This window comes from Thermococcus eurythermalis (assembly GCF_000769655.1).
In the GTDB taxonomy this organism is placed as follows: Archaea; Methanobacteriota_B; Thermococci; order Thermococcales; family Thermococcaceae; genus Thermococcus; species Thermococcus eurythermalis.
This window is the reverse complement of record NZ_CP008887.1, coordinates 1,425,444-1,442,073: the sequence shown is the minus strand read 5'-3', so window position 1 is coordinate 1,442,073 and position 16,630 is coordinate 1,425,444. Positions and strand designations below refer to the sequence as shown.

The 16,630-nt window shown below is 51.3% G+C and carries 13 protein-coding genes, 1 tRNA gene and 2 pseudogenes; 9 read left to right on the top strand and 7 right to left on the bottom strand.

What is annotated here, in order from left to right; genetic code table 11:
* Positions 1 to 84 precede the first annotated feature (84 nt).
* From TEU_RS07830 to TEU_RS07800, 7 genes and pseudogenes are all read left to right on the top strand, one after another.
* Complete coding sequence (locus TEU_RS07830; RefSeq protein ID WP_050003248.1) at positions 85 to 1,929, top strand: ABC transporter permease; 1,845 nt, start codon at positions 85 to 87, stop codon at positions 1,927 to 1,929.
* Positions 1,930 to 1,942: 13 nt separating this feature from the next.
* The gene (locus tag TEU_RS07825) at positions 1,943 to 3,007 is read left to right on the top strand and encodes an ABC transporter ATP-binding protein (protein WP_050003247.1); all 1,065 of its coding nucleotides are present in this window, start codon (positions 1,943 to 1,945) and stop codon (positions 3,005 to 3,007) included.
* Positions 3,008 to 3,052: 45 nt separating this feature from the next.
* Positions 3,053 to 3,631, top strand: coding sequence for a DUF447 domain-containing protein (locus TEU_RS07820; protein WP_050003246.1), 579 nt, complete (start codon positions 3,053 to 3,055; stop codon positions 3,629 to 3,631).
* A gap of 73 nt (positions 3,632 to 3,704) precedes the next feature.
* Positions 3,705 to 5,717, top strand: coding sequence for a CGP-CTERM sorting domain-containing protein (locus tag TEU_RS07815; RefSeq protein WP_050003245.1), 2,013 nt, complete (start codon positions 3,705 to 3,707; stop codon positions 5,715 to 5,717).
* Positions 5,718 to 5,779: 62 nt separating this feature from the next.
* Positions 5,780 to 5,856: transfer RNA gene (locus TEU_RS07810), tRNA-Arg, on the top strand.
* Between the two features lie 21 nt (positions 5,857 to 5,877).
* Positions 5,878 to 6,171 (top strand): MazG nucleotide pyrophosphohydrolase domain-containing protein, encoded by a 294-nt coding sequence (locus tag TEU_RS07805; RefSeq protein WP_050003244.1) that lies wholly within the window; start codon positions 5,878 to 5,880, stop codon positions 6,169 to 6,171.
* Between the two features lie 155 nt (positions 6,172 to 6,326).
* A pseudogene (locus TEU_RS07800) lies at positions 6,327 to 7,256 on the top strand (TldD/PmbA family protein); the annotation flags it as partial.
* A gap of 28 nt (positions 7,257 to 7,284) precedes the next feature.
* Here the strand turns inward: TEU_RS07800 and TEU_RS07795 are convergent.
* Together TEU_RS07795 and TEU_RS07790 are read right to left on the bottom strand one after the other, a co-directional pair.
* Entirely contained in the window at positions 7,285 to 8,418 is a 1,134-nt protein-coding gene (locus tag TEU_RS07795) for an MFS transporter (protein ID WP_050003956.1), read from the bottom strand.
* Positions 8,419 to 8,437: 19 nt separating this feature from the next.
* Positions 8,438 to 9,724, bottom strand: coding sequence for a radical SAM/SPASM domain-containing protein (locus tag TEU_RS07790; RefSeq protein WP_050003243.1), 1,287 nt, complete (start codon positions 9,722 to 9,724; stop codon positions 8,438 to 8,440).
* 417 nt (positions 9,725 to 10,141) lie between these two features.
* Here TEU_RS07790 and TEU_RS07785 point away from each other — a divergent pair, with 417 nt between their 5' ends.
* Positions 10,142 to 11,464 (top strand): TldD/PmbA family protein, encoded by a 1,323-nt coding sequence (locus TEU_RS07785; protein ID WP_050003242.1) that lies wholly within the window; start codon positions 10,142 to 10,144, stop codon positions 11,462 to 11,464.
* A gap of 51 nt (positions 11,465 to 11,515) precedes the next feature.
* Here the strand turns inward: TEU_RS07785 and TEU_RS07780 are convergent.
* Positions 11,516 to 12,828: pseudogene (locus TEU_RS07780) on the bottom strand (RNA-guided endonuclease InsQ/TnpB family protein).
* A gap of 229 nt (positions 12,829 to 13,057) precedes the next feature.
* Here TEU_RS07780 and TEU_RS07775 point away from each other — a divergent pair.
* Positions 13,058 to 14,134 (top strand): DUF835 domain-containing protein, encoded by a 1,077-nt coding sequence (locus TEU_RS07775; RefSeq protein ID WP_050003241.1) that lies wholly within the window; start codon positions 13,058 to 13,060, stop codon positions 14,132 to 14,134.
* A gap of 78 nt (positions 14,135 to 14,212) precedes the next feature.
* Here the strand turns inward: TEU_RS07775 and TEU_RS07770 are convergent, their stop codons facing one another.
* Genes TEU_RS07770 through TEU_RS07755 form a run of 4 tightly spaced genes read right to left on the bottom strand, consistent with a single transcriptional unit; the run spans position 14,213 to position 16,610 of the window.
* Entirely contained in the window at positions 14,213 to 14,674 is a 462-nt protein-coding gene (locus TEU_RS07770; RefSeq protein WP_050003240.1) for a COG2426 family protein, read from the bottom strand.
* Positions 14,671 to 15,300 (bottom strand): phosphatase PAP2 family protein, encoded by a 630-nt coding sequence (locus TEU_RS07765; protein WP_050003239.1) that lies wholly within the window; start codon positions 15,298 to 15,300, stop codon positions 14,671 to 14,673. The genes TEU_RS07770 and TEU_RS07765 overlap by 4 nt, the downstream gene beginning before the upstream one ends.
* Before the next feature lie 43 nt (positions 15,301 to 15,343).
* Entirely contained in the window at positions 15,344 to 15,925 is a 582-nt protein-coding gene (locus tag TEU_RS07760; protein ID WP_050003238.1) for an ASCH domain-containing protein, read from the bottom strand.
* Complete coding sequence (locus TEU_RS07755) at positions 15,882 to 16,610, bottom strand: TIGR02253 family HAD-type hydrolase (RefSeq protein WP_050003237.1); 729 nt, start codon at positions 16,608 to 16,610, stop codon at positions 15,882 to 15,884. The genes TEU_RS07760 and TEU_RS07755 overlap by 44 nt, the downstream gene beginning before the upstream one ends.
* Between the last annotated feature and the right edge of the window lie 20 nt (positions 16,611 to 16,630).

Sequence of the window (16,630 nt, the reverse complement as noted above, 5' to 3'; positions counted from 1 at the left end):
AAAATCTTTTCAGAAACTTTTAAAACAAGTGGCCAAACCTTAAGATAATTGTGGACACTCAAAAACCACAGGGAGGTAACACTGATGAAGGTCAGCAAGTGGAGTGAAAGGTTTTTTGGAACGCCTTTGCCGGACCCAGTTGTCATAGTGTCATTCCTGTTCCCGCTGCTCTACCTGGTGGGCTTTCTGGTGATTCCGGTTCTAGTGATGCTCGGAACTGCCTTCAAGTACAACGAGCACTTCTCCCTCTACTGGTTCAAGAGCATCTTCGAGTCAAACTACTACTTCAACCCCCATCCCGGGGGATACCTGGTAAAGACCATCGAGTACGGCGGCAGAGAAGTTTACCACTTCTACGGTTGGGACTTCGGCGTTGTCCTCAACTCAATAATAGTCTCAATAAGCGTCATGATTCTGACAACGCTTCTCGGAACGTTCTTCGCGTTCATAATGGCCCGCTATGACTTTCCGGGCAAGAACATAATGCGCGTCCTCCTCTTCATCCCGCTCCTCGTCACCCCGTTCGTCAACGTCGTCGTTGTCAAGAAGATGTTCCTCCCAGACGGAATCATCAACTGGATTTTCCACGAGCACCTCCACCTCTTCCCGAAGCCGATATGGATTGACGGTCTCGTCGGTGTCATAATCGCCCAGACGATAACCTACTACCCGATAGTCTACCTCAACGCCTACGCGAGCTTCATCAACATAGACCCCAGCCTCGAAGAGCAGGCCGAGAACCTCGGCAGCAAGGGCTTCCACCTCTTCAGGACGGTAACCCTTCCGCTCGCAATGCCTGGAATAATGGCGGGTGCAATCCTCGTCGGAATCTTCAGCCTTGAAGACCTCGCGGCCCCAATCGTCTTCCAGGGAAGCGCCATAGCCAAGAAGCTCATGTCCTACCAGATTTACAGCTCCTTCGTCTCCGGCTTTGCAGTCGGCAACCCGCAGATGGCCGCCCTGGCCCTGATAATGCTTACTATAGCCGTCGTAATGTTCCTCGCCGTCCGCTGGTACGTCGGCCTCAAGCAGTACGCGATGCTCAGCAAGGGCGGCAGGTGGAAGCCGAGGGTCGCCAAGCCCAAGTGGTGGCAGGCCCTCATAATAGCCTTCGTCGCCGTTCCTCTCCTGCTGATAACAATCTTCCCCCAGATTGGTGTTGTCCTGCTTGCCTTCTCAAAGACGTGGTACGGCACCTGGCCGAGTGGGTTCACCCTTGAGAACATGAAAGCCATAGTGACCCAGCCCGACATAGAGCGCGTCATCATCAACAGCGTGATGTACTCAACGGTCGCAATAATCATTATCATCCTCCTGTCCCTGACGGCCTCCTACGCCTCGAGTAGGTTCAAGAAGGCCAAGCTCGCCCCGATACTCGACAGCCTCGCCACAATACCTATAGCCGTCCCCGGAATCGTCATAGCAATGAGCTATTTCTTCTTCTTCTCGACGGTTCCGCCGTTCAAGGGCACCATCTTCGACCCAACGAACCTGCTGTACTTCTTCCCGGGAGCGGCGCTGATACTGGCGTACTCCATCAGGCGTCTGCCCTTCGCGGCACGCTCAATCTCCGCCGGCCTCCAGCAGGTTCACGTCTCGCTTGAAGAGGCCGCGATGAACCTTGGAGCAGGCAGGTGGAAGGCCCTCACCAGCATACTCCTGCCCATGATTTCACTCAACCTGCTCGGCGGAGCGATGCTAAGCTTCGTCTACTGTATGAGTGAAACCAGCGTCGGCATTACCCTCGGTTCCATCAACTCAACGTGGTACCCGATAACGGCCAAGATGAGGGAGCTCATCATAGGCGCCGTTGGAAGTGCCAACCTTGCAGCTGCACTCGGCGTTTTCCTCATGCTCGTGCAGATAGCGGCGATTGTTATAGCCAACGTAATAACCAAGCAGAGGTACTCCTTCATTGGTCTTACCTGAGGTGGTGATTGAGATGGTTGACGTTAAGCTTGAGAACATCGTGAAGACCTTCGATGGAACGACCGCGTTAAAGGGGATAAGCCTTCACATAAAGCACAAGGAGCTCTTCACCCTGCTCGGCCCGAGCGGGTGTGGAAAATCCACGACGCTGAGAATCATAGCTGGTCTCGACTACCCCGACAGCGGACACGTCTACTTCGGCGACGAGGAGGTCACTTACCTCCCCTCCTACCAGCGCGGTGCCGTGCTCGTCTTCCAGAACTACGCCCTCTGGCCCCACATGACGGTCTTTGACAACGTCGCTTACGGCCTCAAGATAAGGAAGGTTCCGAAAGAGGAAATCAAGAAGAGGGTCGAGTGGGCGCTTGAGCTCGTCAAGCTCAAGGGCTTCGAGAACCGCTATCCTACCCAGCTTTCCGGCGGACAGCAGCAGCGTGTCGCAATCGCGAGGGCTCTCGTTGTCGAGCCGAAGGTTCTCCTCCTTGACGAGCCGCTCAGCAACCTCGACGCAAAGCTCAGGCTTGAGATGCGTTCGGAAATCAGAAGGATTCAGCGCGAGCTCGGAATAACAGTCATCTACGTTACCCACGACCAGGAAGAGGCAATGGCAATAAGCGACAGGATTGCCGTCATGAACGTCGGAACCGTCGAGCAGGTCGGAACCCCGAGGGACATCTACGAGAGGCCGAAGACCGAGTTCGTTGCCAGCTTCATGGGCAAGACCAACGTTATTCCGGCCAAAGTCGTCGAGAGGGACGGCGACCGCGTTACGGTTGAGTTCGAGAGCTTCCGCCTTGAGGGCCTCCACTACACCGAGAAGAGCGACAACGTCGTCCTCGTCATAAGGCCGGAGCGCATAAAGTTCAGGCCCGGCGAGAACACAGTCTCGCTTGAGGGAACCGTAGACCTCATTGAGTACTACGGCTTCTTCACCGAGGTCGTCGGCCTCTTCGGCGAGACGAGAATCATAGCCAGGGCCATAAGCGACAAGGAGATAGCCAACCTCAGGCCCACCCAGCCGGTTACGTTCTACATAGACAGGGACGACATAATAGTCCTGCCCAAGCAGAACCTCTAAACCTTTAAACTCTCTTTTCTCTTCCTTACCTGGCCGGTGGTAGGTATGCTGAGCTACTTTGATGAAGGGAAAGTTTACGAGGTTATCCTTGTTACCAAGTCGAACGTCACCCCGGTGGGGGTTGTTAGAGAAGGTGAGAAGCTCAGGTTCAAGCTCTTTCCGGGGAGGAGCTTCCGAGAAGTTCTTGAGACCGGTAAAGCCTCAATCCAGTCCACCAACGACCCGGAACTGCTCGTCAGGACTGCACTAAATCTGCCCGTAACGCTTGAGTTCGTCGAGAAAAACGGCTACCGCTGGATTGAGGGCCTGCCCGGCCTCTACGGCCGGGTTGAGAGCAGGGTCAAGCGCTGGAAAGATGAACTCGGCGAGACCGAAGTCCTGCTCTGCGAGCTTATTCCCGAGGGAGAAATCGAAGGGAAACTTCCCCTGAGGCCTTTCAGCAGGGCGGACTGCATACTCGTTGAGATGGCCGTCCTGTTCACCCGCTACCGCGTGAGACCTGGGGAATCGCTGAGGGAAGAGATCCTTAAGATGCACTCCCTTTACAACCACCTTGGTGGCAGTTCCCCCACAGCCCAATATATCGTTGAGCTCTTGACGGGAAAAGCTCAAAACAGGAAGTGATGGAAGTCCTCTTGAACAGATTCCGAACGGGAAATGTTTTAAGCGTTTTCTCCCCCATTTTGACGGTGATAGCATGGTTAAAAGATTACTAGCCCTGCTGATGGCTTTTGCAACTGCGGTTTCTGTGCTTGGGGGAGTCCCAGCACTTGCCGAGGAGTACTCTACGACCTATAGCGAGTTCCTTTATCAACCAGCTCCAGCCGTTCCAGCGTTTGCAGTGCCCGGGGGTAATTTCACCCTATACATGAAAGGCAATGACCTCGATGTGAAAGGTATAGAGGCCGTCTCAATTCTTCATGGCCCCTACCAGCTTCCAATACTCAGTGCCACGGCACCAGCAGGCAATGACATGAGCACGGTTGTTGTCGGTGTCCCCAACGACGTTGCTCCCGACGATTACTTCCTCCTTATAAAGACGGACAAGGGAACCCTCGTTCTCCCAAACGGCCTCAAGGTCTTCAAGGAGTGGCCCAAGACCCTCAAGATCGCGTGGGTCAGCGACACCCACATTACAACCGGTGCCAAGGTCGGGTACGTTTGCGAAAACTACTTCCAGAGTAGCATCTACAAGCTCGAAGAGATGTGTTCGAACCCGATTCCGCTCCACAGCGTCGTTGCGACCTACAGCGCCTACCAGTACTGGGCCATGAACGACGCTACAATCCTCGTCAACACCGGTGACGAGGTCGACACGAGCGGTGACGCGACCGCGTACAACATAATCTATGACATCACCAGGCTTACCTCCGCATCGGGACTTCCAATCGTGGGAATCAAGGGCAACCACGACGACCCGCCGACCATCTACACCCAGGTCATCGGCCCGAGGTACTTCTACGTGACCATCGGCAAGTTCCTCATAATAGGCCTGGACACGGGAGGCGACCAGGGCTACCCGACAATGGAGCAGATTGAGTGGATGGAGAAAGTTCTTGAGGAGCACAGGGACTACATCCCGATAATCCTCTACCACCACCCGTACTTCTTCAACCCCCGCTGGAACTACCTCGGAGGCGTTATAGAGAACCTCGACCCAAACGCCGACTGGGACGAGATTAAGGGCCTCCTCAGGGCATCTTGGGCCAGTCAGGAGGAAATCTCCAAGCGCTTCCTTGAGGACGTTGTCAAGTACAACGTGGTTCTCACCCTGAGCGGCCACATCCACCATGACATGTACTGGCTCTACACCGACAAGAACGGAAACAAGCACTACTTCCTGACCCTTACCTCGACTGGAGCCCCCGATAAGGAGCCCAACCCACCGGCCAACCCGAGGTACAGCCCGACCTGGTACGGAAGCAACCTCGTCGTCGTGGACGAGAACGGCAACGTTGAGATGCCCTACGTCTCCGTGGACATCGAAGACAACAAGGTCAAGAGCGACTTCATGAGCGTCCCAGTTCCCCAGAGGTTCATAATATTCAAGCACGAGACTGACTTTGGAACGGCGCTCAAGTTCTTCAACGACCTTGACCACAGCGTCACCGGCCCAATAGCCGTCCAGGTTCCGACCAACGCCGAGGTCGACCCCGACGCCACCAACATCACATACAAGGTCATCACCTCCAGGGAGATAGCGGGCCGGTACTACATGCTCCTCAACGTGACGATTCCGCAGGGAGTGTCCCAGCTCGTTATTGACACGGGTAAGGACACCGAGAAGCCGGTCGTCCAGATTGCCTACCTCCAGCCCAGCCACCCCAGGCCCAACTCAAACTTTGTCGTCTACTTCACAGCCCAGGACAACCTCGGAATAAGGGACCTCTACGCGGTCATCTATGACTCCGACGGAAACCCTGTCAAGTACGGCAAGGTTGACAGGTTCCCGGCCGAGCCGTCCAGCGGAAAGCCTGGCGACACGTTCTACATCGTCCAGCTGCCCGGGCTTGAGTCCGGCAAGTACAGGCTCGAGATAGTGGCCGAGGACTTCTACGGAAACAAGGCCGTTGTCACCAAGGAGCTCAATGTGACCCCCAGCAAGCCCCCAACCGCTACCTCAACCGCTGGAGAGGAGAGCGGAATCTGCGGCCCGGCCGCGGTGGTTGGACTGGCCGTGGTGCCACTCCTCCTCAGGAGGAGGCGCTGAGCTTTCTCTTTTTTCCTCCCCACCGCAACTTTTATAAGAGCACCCCGGAACCTTAGGAGCGAGGGCCCGTAGCCTAGCAGGATAGGGCGCCGGCCTTCTAAGCCGGAGGTCGCGGGTTCGAATCCCGCCGGGCCCGCCAGAACTCTTTTTGGTGGTGAACATGGAGCTCAGGGAATTCCAGGAGATGATTAAGGAAATCTACTTCCACAAGGACTCAAAGAGGGGCGTTGAGAGAACCTTTCTCTGGTTCGTGGAGGAAGTCGGTGAACTGAGCGAGGCGATAAGGAAGAGAGACCGCGAGGCGATGGAGGAAGAGTTCGCCGACGTTTTAGCGTGGCTCGCCAGCTTGGCCAACCTGCTTGACATCGATATTGAGGAAGCGGCTAAGAAGAAGTACCCCGGCGTCTGTCCCTACTGCGGGAAGAAGCCGTGCGAGTGCGAGGAGAAGTTTTAGCTTGGGCATCTCTCATTCGTACACATTTTCTCTCTTTCCGAATTTAATGATGAGAAGAACACTTAAGCCTTCTCTTCTTTTCGATATCCATCTAAACGGAAAGACTTTTATACTCTTCTATGGACTATTATATGCATTAATCCGAGGTGGTGTGCATGGAACTTCTGGAATTTGCCGTTGAGAAAGCCCTCGAACTGGGGGCAAGCTATGCCGAGGCTCGCTTTGAGGAGAAGAACGGCACTTCTCTGGCCATGAAGAACGGCAATCCCGAAGGCCTTGAGATACTCGCCGACAGGGGGATTGGCATCAGGGTTTTAGTCGGGGGAGGCATGGGCTTCGCAAGCACCAACGTCCTCACGAAGGAGAGCGTCGCTGAGGCCGTCAAGAAGGCCGTTAAGCTAGCCAGAGCGGCCTCCAAGGTGAGAAACGAGCCAATTCGCTTTTCAGAAGAGGACTTCCACCGCGTTTCCTACAAGGTCAAGATGAAGAAGGACTTCAGGGACGTTTCCCCGGAAGAGAAGTTAGAAATCCTCCGGAAAATCGAGGAGGAGGTTAAAGCCACCGGCGTGAACGTTCCCATGCGCTACCTGATGTACTCCGACCAGCTATGGAAGAAGGTCTTCGTAAACAGCGAGGGGGCCTACGTAAAGAGCAAAATCCCGCGCGTTTCGGTAACTTATAACCTCGTTGTCTTCGAGAACGGTCAGATGGAGCAGGCGCCCTTCGTCCAGAGGGCCTTTTCCGGTGGTTTCGAGCTAATCGAGAAGGACGAGCCCTGGAACTGGGCGGTGAAGGACGTCAAAGCCCTGAAGAGGCTCATAACCGAGGGCAAGAAGCCACCGGAAGGGAGGGTTGACCTCGTCATAAGCCCTGAAGTCGCTGGCATAGCGGTTCACGAGAGCGTCGGCCACCCCTACGAGTCCGACAGGATTTTTGGTAGGGAAGCCGCCCAGGCGGGAGAGAGCTTTGTCAAGCCCGACATGCTCGGCGAGAGAATCGGGAGCGAGGTAGTCACTGTCATAGACGACCCGACGATTCCGAACAGCTGGGGCTTCTACCTCTACGATGACGAGGGCGTTAAAGCCCATTTCGAAGGATAAAGCCAAAAAGACCTTAATAGCCGTGCTTCCTACTAATAATTGAGAATAAAAAGCCTATCCCAAGGAAGAATGAGGCTATAATAATAAGCCCGTGCATTATACCGATACAGTCAAAGAGCCATCCTAGGAGAGCGTTTAGGATGCCATTGGTTATCGCCGCAGTGAGTGAGTAAAGAGACCCTAATGTTGCCCTCTTTTCGTCAGGAATCGCACCTTGGAACTTCCCTTGCCACTCCTTGAAGGCCTGGGCAAATGTGAAAGTGCCAAGGATTAGGGTAACAAAACCGAGCCATTTATTAAGCCCTGCAAGGAGAAGAAGGAGGGGTAGTATTATTCCCGCATGACGGTAGAAAACATCTCTGTACTTACCAACGTCAAGGCACCATGAGACGCTGTTGATGACCGTATGGAATGCAGAGATTGCCGAAACTGCTATAAGGGATGCCAGGAACCTATAAAAGTAGAGTTGCATAAAAGCTGTGAAGGCTGTAACTGGAAGTCCAATGATGTTAGCATATAGGAAGAGCCAAATGACTTCTGGAGGTTTTTTTATGAATTTCAAGCTTTCAAGAAGGTGGAGACTATAAGAAAGCCCACTCTTTGCTTCATCTCCAGGAATCGTGGCGAGAACAAGAAAGGATGCGACGACGAAGGGTATAGTTAAGAGTATCGTTAATCTCATGCCGACAAAATCAGCGAGGAATCCGCCCATCATGGTTCCAACGAAACCTCCTATCATCTCGAAAGATCTAAGCCTACCATAAACCTTTGGATAATCCTTGGCTCTACCACTCTTGCTGAGAAGTTCGTAAATCCACCCAGTTTCTGCCCCGGTCATGAGAGCAACTGAAAGCGCGCCGAAGAGTGTCGCAAGGAGAACCCCTGGAAAGGAATGCGCAAGGTACAATGCAAGCACGCTCGGTATCGTGAGGATCTTTGAAAGTAAGACACTTACCTTCTTTGAAATCTTGTCAGCAACGATTCCTGTAGGGACTTCAAGTAAAGCAACTAGAATTAGAGATAAACTCATTAAAAATCCCATCTGGGTTTTAGAAAGGCCAAGACTCTGAAGATAGATTAAGTAGAAACCAGAATAGAAAACTATATGAAGAAGACTCGAAATGTAGAAACGATTAACGTAGTTCATGGTCTCGCCTCCTAACTCGCTAAATTTGTTTCTTACTTGCATATTTGTCTCCTAACTCCTTAATGAATAGTTGTAGGTACTCCCTGAAACTGTATTTTTGAAAGGGACAAAAACCAAGATCCAATTTGCCAGAATGCAAGTAGTTATTGTATATACATCCACCACCACAAAACATTAACATTGGACAATCCCTGCATTTTGAATTATTAAGCGGATTAAGACTAAGGAACTTTCTGTGGGTTTTTTCTGAGATGCCCTTTTGTACAGTCCCAACTTTAAATTGTTTTAATCCCACTAAAGCCCAACATTTATAAATATCTCCATTATAATCAATAACAAATGAATTGTTTGTTATTGCTCCACAGGGTATTCTCTGTACATAGAACGGGAGAGTTATACTAAAACCTCTTCTCTTAATTTGCAAATATAAATTAAGAAATTTTTTTGAAATCAGAGGATAATTTTTAATTTCATCTGGGTGAACAAATCCTATTCCTATATGAAGATACTTTTTGTTTATCCCGTATCTATCTAACTCATCAAGCAGTTTTGGATATTCCTTAATGTACTTTAGGTACAAGTTAGATCTTAAAGCAACATGAACTCCATTATCTGTCAGCAATTTGATTCCCGTAATTATTGTCTCAAATGTAGGGAGCCCTCCTCTTAATGGGCGGAGCTTGTTATGAATTTCTGGAGGACCATCCAACGTTATTTGAATTTGTTTAAATTTCTTGAAGTATTTTTTATACCTCTCCCACAGATCCTTTACAAGATAACCATTAGTTATCAGCTCAAACGTAATTTTTTGACCCTGATGACTTTCTAGTTCGTCCATAAGATATGTGAGTACATTAATATTTAGGAGTGGCTCGCCACCATAGAATATCACCTTTATCTTTTTTGAGTTATATGACATCCTATTGATAAACTCAATGACTTCATCTGCAATGCGCCTGTTCATGTGTCTTTCTTGGAGTAAAATTTGATTAGTATGTTCATAACAATATACACATTCAAAGTTACACGATCTAGTGACAAGTATTGTGAATGTTTGAAAGGATACATCAAATTTCAATTTTTTCAAAAGATTTTCATAAGCATAAAATTCATTGTAATTATCTTGGACTATAATTAATTTATCTTTTAACACCTCAAATATTTTTTGGGGAATCAAATTGAAATTTGCTGATATTAGCATATTGTATAGTTCAGAGTCAATGACATCGATCTCTCCGATAAGGGGATTTATGACAATGTATCCATCATCGTTTTTAATAAAGTGTACAAGTTTATTTAATCTCATTGTATATCACCTTGTATATTACCTCAAATCAAATATAAAAAATAAAAAATTCTAATCTAAAATCTCACTCAGACTCCTCGTCATTTATTGTTATGCACAAATTTGGACATCCGTAAAAATTCGGAGGTACCTGACATCCGCTGGTTATCTCCTCCTTTGTGGTGTAAAGTGTTTCTATTTTCACAATTCACACCTCCAAGTGTTTTTCAAGTACAATTACAAAACCATGAATTTATAAATTTTTTTAAGACAAGAGGTTATTAACTTTCAGTTAATATAAATTCCACAGTAAAGACGTCGAGTTCTATCCTGGAACCTGCGGTAAGGGCGAGCCCAGTCAGGGAGTCCCGGTGTGGATGGGTGGATCACACGCGAGGCTCAGGGACATACCGCTTAGGAGGCCGTGAGGTGGTGAAGATGTTCGACGTTAATGAGTTCATCCTTAAGAAGGCCAAGGAGCTCGGCTTCGGTGACGTCGTAGTTCTGGGCTACGAGATGGACAGGAGACAGGTTCGCTTCGCCAACAACGAGATAACCGTCGCCAAGAACTGGCACGAGAGGAAGGTGGAGCTCTTCGTCGAGAAGGACAAGAGGGTAGCGAGCACGACCATAACCGAGCTGAGCGAGGAGAACATCGAGAGGACTCTAAAGACACTCTTGAGCAACATGAAGGGCATGGCGCCGAAGGAGGACTACTATGGAATCGCCGAGGGTCCGTTTGAGTACAGGGACATTCCAGAGACCTTTGACAAGGCCATAGTTGAGCTCGACGAGCCGAACGAGTACGTGGAGAGAGCCATCAACGCCGCCCTCGAGGAGGGCGCCAAGAGAGTTGCAGGTGTCCTCTACACCGACCACAACAAGCTTTACCTCACCACGAGCAACGGCGTTGAGGCCTTCGACGAGGGGACGGGGATAGAGATAAGCGTTAGGGCCTTCATCGGAGACCTTGAGAGCGGCCACGGGACGAACTCGGTCCGCGTCCTCAAGAAGTTCGACCCAGAATCCGCTGGAAGAAAAGCAGGAGAGATAGCAAGAATGGCGCAGAACCCGGAGCAGGGACCGGAGGGACGCTTCGACGTCATCTTCGACCCGCTGGCGTTTGCGAACCTGCTCAGCTACATGAGCTTCATGACCTCGGCTTACGCGGCAGAGGCCGGTTTCAGCTTCCTCGTGGACAAGCTCGGCCAGAAGGTCGCGAGTGAGCTCGTCACGATAAAGGACGTCGGCAACATGCCCAACGGCTACGGAACGAGAAAGTTCGACGACGAGGGCGTCCCGACAAGGGAAACGACGATAATCGAGAACGGAACCTTCAAGACGTTCCTCCTTAACACGAGCCTTGCCAGGAAGTACGGCACAGAGACCACGGCAAACGCGGGCTTGATAATGCCCCACGCCTGGAACATAGTCCTCGAACCGGGCGACTGGTCGAAGGAGGAGCTCTTCAGCGAGGTCAAGAGGGGCATCTACATCACCAACGTCTGGTACACGCGCTTCCAGAACTACGTTGCAGGGGACTTCTCGACGATACCGAGGGACGGGATATTCCTCATTGAAAACGGCGAGCTGAAGCCGATAAGGAACGTCCGCGTCAGCGACAACCTGCAGAGAATCCTTGAGGGCATCAGGGCCCTCGGAAAGGAGAGCTACCACATCCACTGGTGGGAGGTCAGCACGCCGGTCTCGACGCCCTACGTCCTCGTGGAGGACGTCGGGATAACGAGGGCGACGAAGTGACGCCCCGTTCTTTGCTGACCTCCTTCCCGCCGTGAAGGGCGAGGGTTTGGCTTAACCCCTCGCCAGTGATGGGGAGGTTCGAGGGGTTCTCATTAGGGCAACCCTTGAAAAGGGTTCTTCGAACCCCTCTGGCCGGGCCTTCCCCCCGTTACCCCTCCTCTGAGCATAAAGCCTGCCCAGATTCGGGGTTATGGTCCTCACAACCTTCCTCAAAATGTTAAAAGCACCAACGAGATCAGCATTCATGACAAGCCCCGTCGCGGGACACTCAAACAAACCACGAACGAAACGAGCCCCCTCGTGAGGCTTCCCGCAAACGGGACAAACCTTAGACGTGAAAGCCTCATTAACAACCACAACACGAATACCATACTCTTCCGCAACTTCAATCAAGCGTTTAATAACGTAATTAAACCTCCAAACGTGAGAGAGGAGGAAGTTCTGCCTTTTACCCTTGTCAGAATTCCGAGCCATGCCCTTTGGATAACCAACGACGATTCTATTAACTCCAACTCGTAGAGCTTCCTAACCGTTCCTCTTACGGCAGTGTTGATGTAGTGTTTAGCCTGAAGCTTAGCCTTTTCGTGCATTCTCCTGAGTTTCCTACTCGTCTTGGCTCCCGATTTATTGAGTTTTGACTGGTAGTCAGCAATCTTCTTCCTCCAGTAGAAGTCAATGCTTTTAGGCGGTCTTCCATTGACCAGAAAGCTTTCTCCATTCTCGACATAGACGGCCATGAGATTGTTCACTCCCAAGTCTATGCCCGCCGAGAGGCTTCCCTTTGGAGTTCTTGGAACTCTTACCCATTTTTCGTCTTCGAGTTTTTCCTCGACTGTAAAGCTCACGTGAGCATACCATTTTCTCCTAACGGGGTCGTAAGTGATTTCTAACCGCCCCTGCTTGCCCTTCAGGTGAATTCTTCCCTTAAACTGGACTTCGAGGCGTTTAAACTTGCCAAGACCCTTGAGGATTAGTTTGTTCCCTTCAATCTTGTACTGGTCGTTTCTCAGGACGATTAAGGGTTTTCTCTGCCAGCCTTCTTTGAGATAGTTTGGTGGTTTGGGCTTAAGCCAAGAGGGAAGTTCACCATTCCGCTTTTTTCGGAGGAGGGAGAAGAAACTCCGCCAAGCTTCGGCGTTTTTCCTCGCTATTTGCTGGACGGTTGCTGAACCGATTTCCCGTTTAAACTCCCCATAAACGGTTTTCTCGGTTCTGTTAAAGTCCACGATTTGGTCTTTGAAGTATTGTTGTCGCCTCAAGTAGTTTACTCGGTTCCAGGCTTTGGCTCCTGAATCGGCTAACTGGTGGAGGATTTTCGCTTGTTCTTTTGAGGGGTGGAGTTTTATTGTTACTGAGCGCTTCATTTCAAAGTATGGTAGGATTTTTAGGCTTTAAAAAAGTGTTGCCTTCCTGATTGAAAGGCGTTGAGTAGTTTACTGCATCCCAGCCGTGAACGACAAGACTTAAGAAAGAAAAATGTAATTTTTTAAAAATCTTCTCAAAATTCTGTCGAAAGTTTCCTCTAAACTAGCTCTAAAAACCAAAACGTTAATAGCCCCCACACGAAGCAATAATACTAAGTGGGTGAGGCGCGTGCTGGAGATTCTAAATGTGATTATGAGGCTTTTTACGTGGGGGTTTGCCCTCTACAGGTGGGTCAGGAAGCAGGAGAAGTTCATGCTCTTCTTGAGCCTAGCATTATGGATTGATGTCTTGGCCGCACTTGCCCAGGGGCCGATACTGGAAGAGCTGGGGGTAAACCCTGAAGTAACTGCATTAATGCCCCTCATGGCCCTGCTGGCCGTGATCCAGGGGGTACTTTTACTGGTCACTTCTCTTGCCATTCTTGAACGGCTTGAAAGTCTGCGTGCTCAAGTCTTGCTCACTGCAATTGTCGCAGGAGGCTCCGCTTACGTCCTTATCACGACGATATACAGTCTGTCCCCCTCAGTTCTGATGGCGTTTCCCGTGTCGTTTGTTGGGCTGTCCCTCATGACCCTTAGCTATGTTCTGATTGAGAGAAGCATAGGAATCAAAAACATTGCAGTCCTCTTTCCCCTCGGCGCATTCCTTCTAGGTGTTATTAACCTCACGTACCCTGTGACGATAAACACTTCGCTTTCCTCTTATTTTTATGGAGCGGGGGCGCTGTTCAGGACGATGATGCTAATCGGCATGGCAAAATACGCACTTTTCCAGGTCACGCCCCCCAAAACCACGGTGGTAAACATCCCCAAGGGAGCGTTTTACGTGGACAACCCGAGGCACCTGCAGGCAATACTCCAGAAAATGGAGTCCGCTGGGAACGGTGTTCTCATTACCAGGAGCCCGCCTAAGGGCGGAACACCGACGTTTCCAGTCTTCTGGGTCACCAACGTCTCTTCAAGTGCTTCCTCTGAGAACGTGACGATAATACCCCCAACCGATATGGGGATACTTGTGGACCTGGTCAAAAGGCACCTAGAAATGGGACATTCAATCGTCGTGCTCGACTGCTTTGAGTACCTCGCGCTGGAAAACGGCTTTGAACGCGCTTTCAAGTTCCTGCTATCACTGAAAGACCACGTCCTCAACGCGGGAGGCACCTTAATAGTGGCCACAGACCCCTCCACGTACTTGGAGAAGCAGTGGAGGCTCATTGAGAAGGAACTTGGGAGGCTTGAGGTCTAAGCACATTTGAGCTCCAAAAGGTGTGGACATCAAGGAAGGCTAGTATGTTGAAGCCCGCCTGAGTCTTTCCTTTTTGCCTTATCCAAACAGCCCCAGCGCGGGGAGTACCGTTATCGCCATACTGAGGAGTCCTCCGAGTACCAGGGCGGGAACCGTCTGCTTCTTCCCGATTCCCAGGAGGTAAGCCGCGAGGCTACCCGTCCATATTCCCGTCCCTGGCAGGGGTATCGCGACAAACACTATCAGTCCAAGGAAACCCCACTTCTCAACGTAGGGGCGGGCCTTCTTTCTCACGCGCTCGACGTAGTAGAGATACAGGCGCGCGAGCTTCTTCAAGGGGGTATTCTCCAGCCACAGCATAATCCTGTCTATGTACGGCAGGGCTGCTGGAAGGGCAATTGAGAGGAGCAAAACACCCAGGGCAGCCGTCAAAAGCGTCTCCCATAGGGGATAACCCCCGCCGATGCCGTAGACTATGGCGTAGCGCCCCTCGAACGTCGGGACGAGCGAGAGCAGAAAGACCTCGATGATGCCGTTCATACCTCAACGACCCCCACCTTGAACTTTTCGAGTATTCTTCTCGCAAAAGGAAGCCAGATGTCCTCTGTCAGAATTAACAGGCGGTAGAGCCAGGGGGCGAAGATGAGGCTGAAAAAGACGTCGCCAAGCCAGTGGTAGTGAAGAAACAGCCTTGTGAGGGCTATTCCTACTGCGTAGGCCCATGCAAATGGGGCAAACCTTTTCCAGCGGTCGGCCACGTAGCCCGCTATTATCGAAGCCCTGAAGGTATGCCCCGAGGGAAAGGCCCCGGCGCTAAGTGCGTGCGCTCCGGGGAGTGGCCTCGGCCTCGGTTCGGCGAAGGCGAACTTCAGCACCCCGACCACCGCAAGTCCAACCACTGCCGACGCTACAAAGGCCAGGGTTCTGTCAGAAAGCCGTCTTTCTCTTTTCCAGTCGTGCAGAACCGCAAAAATCACGAAGAGGACGAGAAAGAGGCCATCACCAAGCCACGTGAGGAAGTTCATCAAAGGGGTATCGAGGAGGGGAAGCCGTGAATTGACAAGTTCGTTTATCCCACGGAGTAGCCCCGTCGTCTGGAGGGTCAGGACAAAGAAAACCCCCGCGGTGAGTGCTGTAAACCGGGTGTCAAACTTGCTTTTTTTCATTGCGTCTAAAGAAGGAAGAAGCCGTAAAAAAGCTTTTCCTGCCCTAAATCAGTCCCGCCCCGTAGAGGCCGTGGTAGACCTTGAGGAGCGCCCCCTGGACTTTCTTGGGCCCGAAGGTTCTGACCGCTCTCCCGAGCCCCTCGTTGTAGATGCGGCGCATTATGAAGTCGGTCTCGCGGTTGAAGTTGAGCCTGTCCTGGTTTTCTAGGTAGAGCCTCGCTATTTCCTCCGGCTCGCGGTAGTTGAGGCCCTTGAGCCACTTGAGGGGAATCCCGTCCTCAAAGCGCTTGATGACCTCAAACCCTATAATCGTTACCTCGTCGTCCCCGTAGAGCTCCCCGTAAATCCTGTTCAGTTCACGTAGGAGCTCTCTAACGTCGGAAAAGCCGTCGAGCTTTGCGTCTTCGTTGGTGAGCTCCTTCACCTTCTTTCTCTCGACGCGGGTTATCCTTACCTTCGCTACCGCAGTATCGCTGGGGGTTATCACGAGATAGACCTCACTGCCCGGCTCCGCCTCGTAGAGGCCATATCGTATTGTCGTGACTTTATCCCCCCTGAGGATTCTGGACTTGTAGGCGCTGTCAATCAGCATGAACTTCCGAATCCGAACGCTCTTTCTCCTCATTGTTAAGTCCCCTCACGATTTTCGGCACTTCTTCTAGACTATCAACGGCGAAGTCCGCGTAATCGAGGTATTCAAGCTCCTTATCGCGGTATTTTCCATAACGGAACCAGATGGTCTTCATTCCGACCCTTTTAGCTCCATAAATGTCCGAATAGAGTCTGTCCCCGACCATCACGGCCTCTTCTGGTCTCACGCCCAGTTTCTTAAGCGCCCGCTTAAAAATTTTCGGATGCGGTTTCCTGACGCCAAGGTAATCCGATATGAAGACGTCGTCAAAGAAGTCGTCGAGTTCAAGGCGGAGTATCTTTTCCCACTGCTTTATCGGGTCGCCGTCGGTGACCACTGCAAGGACGTACCCCTCCCTTTTCAGGTCAAGGAGGACTTTTCTCGCGCCCCTGACGCTCCGCAGGTAAGCAAACTTCGTGTTGTGGTAGGCTATGACTCCAGAGGCCACCCATTTGGGGTTCTGGGGCAGTTCGAGCCTCCTCAGGAGGTAGTCAAAGTGCCTGTTGAAATTGCTCCCGTATTCGTTTATCAGCTCAAGGAGCTCGTTGTAAGCGGTATCAAAGCCAACGGGAAGACCGTGACGTATCATGTTTTCTATCGCGTTGCGCCGCGCCATCTCGGCAAGTTTAGTCGTATCAACGAGAGTGTCATCTAAGTCGAACAGGACGGCCTTTATCATGACCCCACCCTCACTGGTGG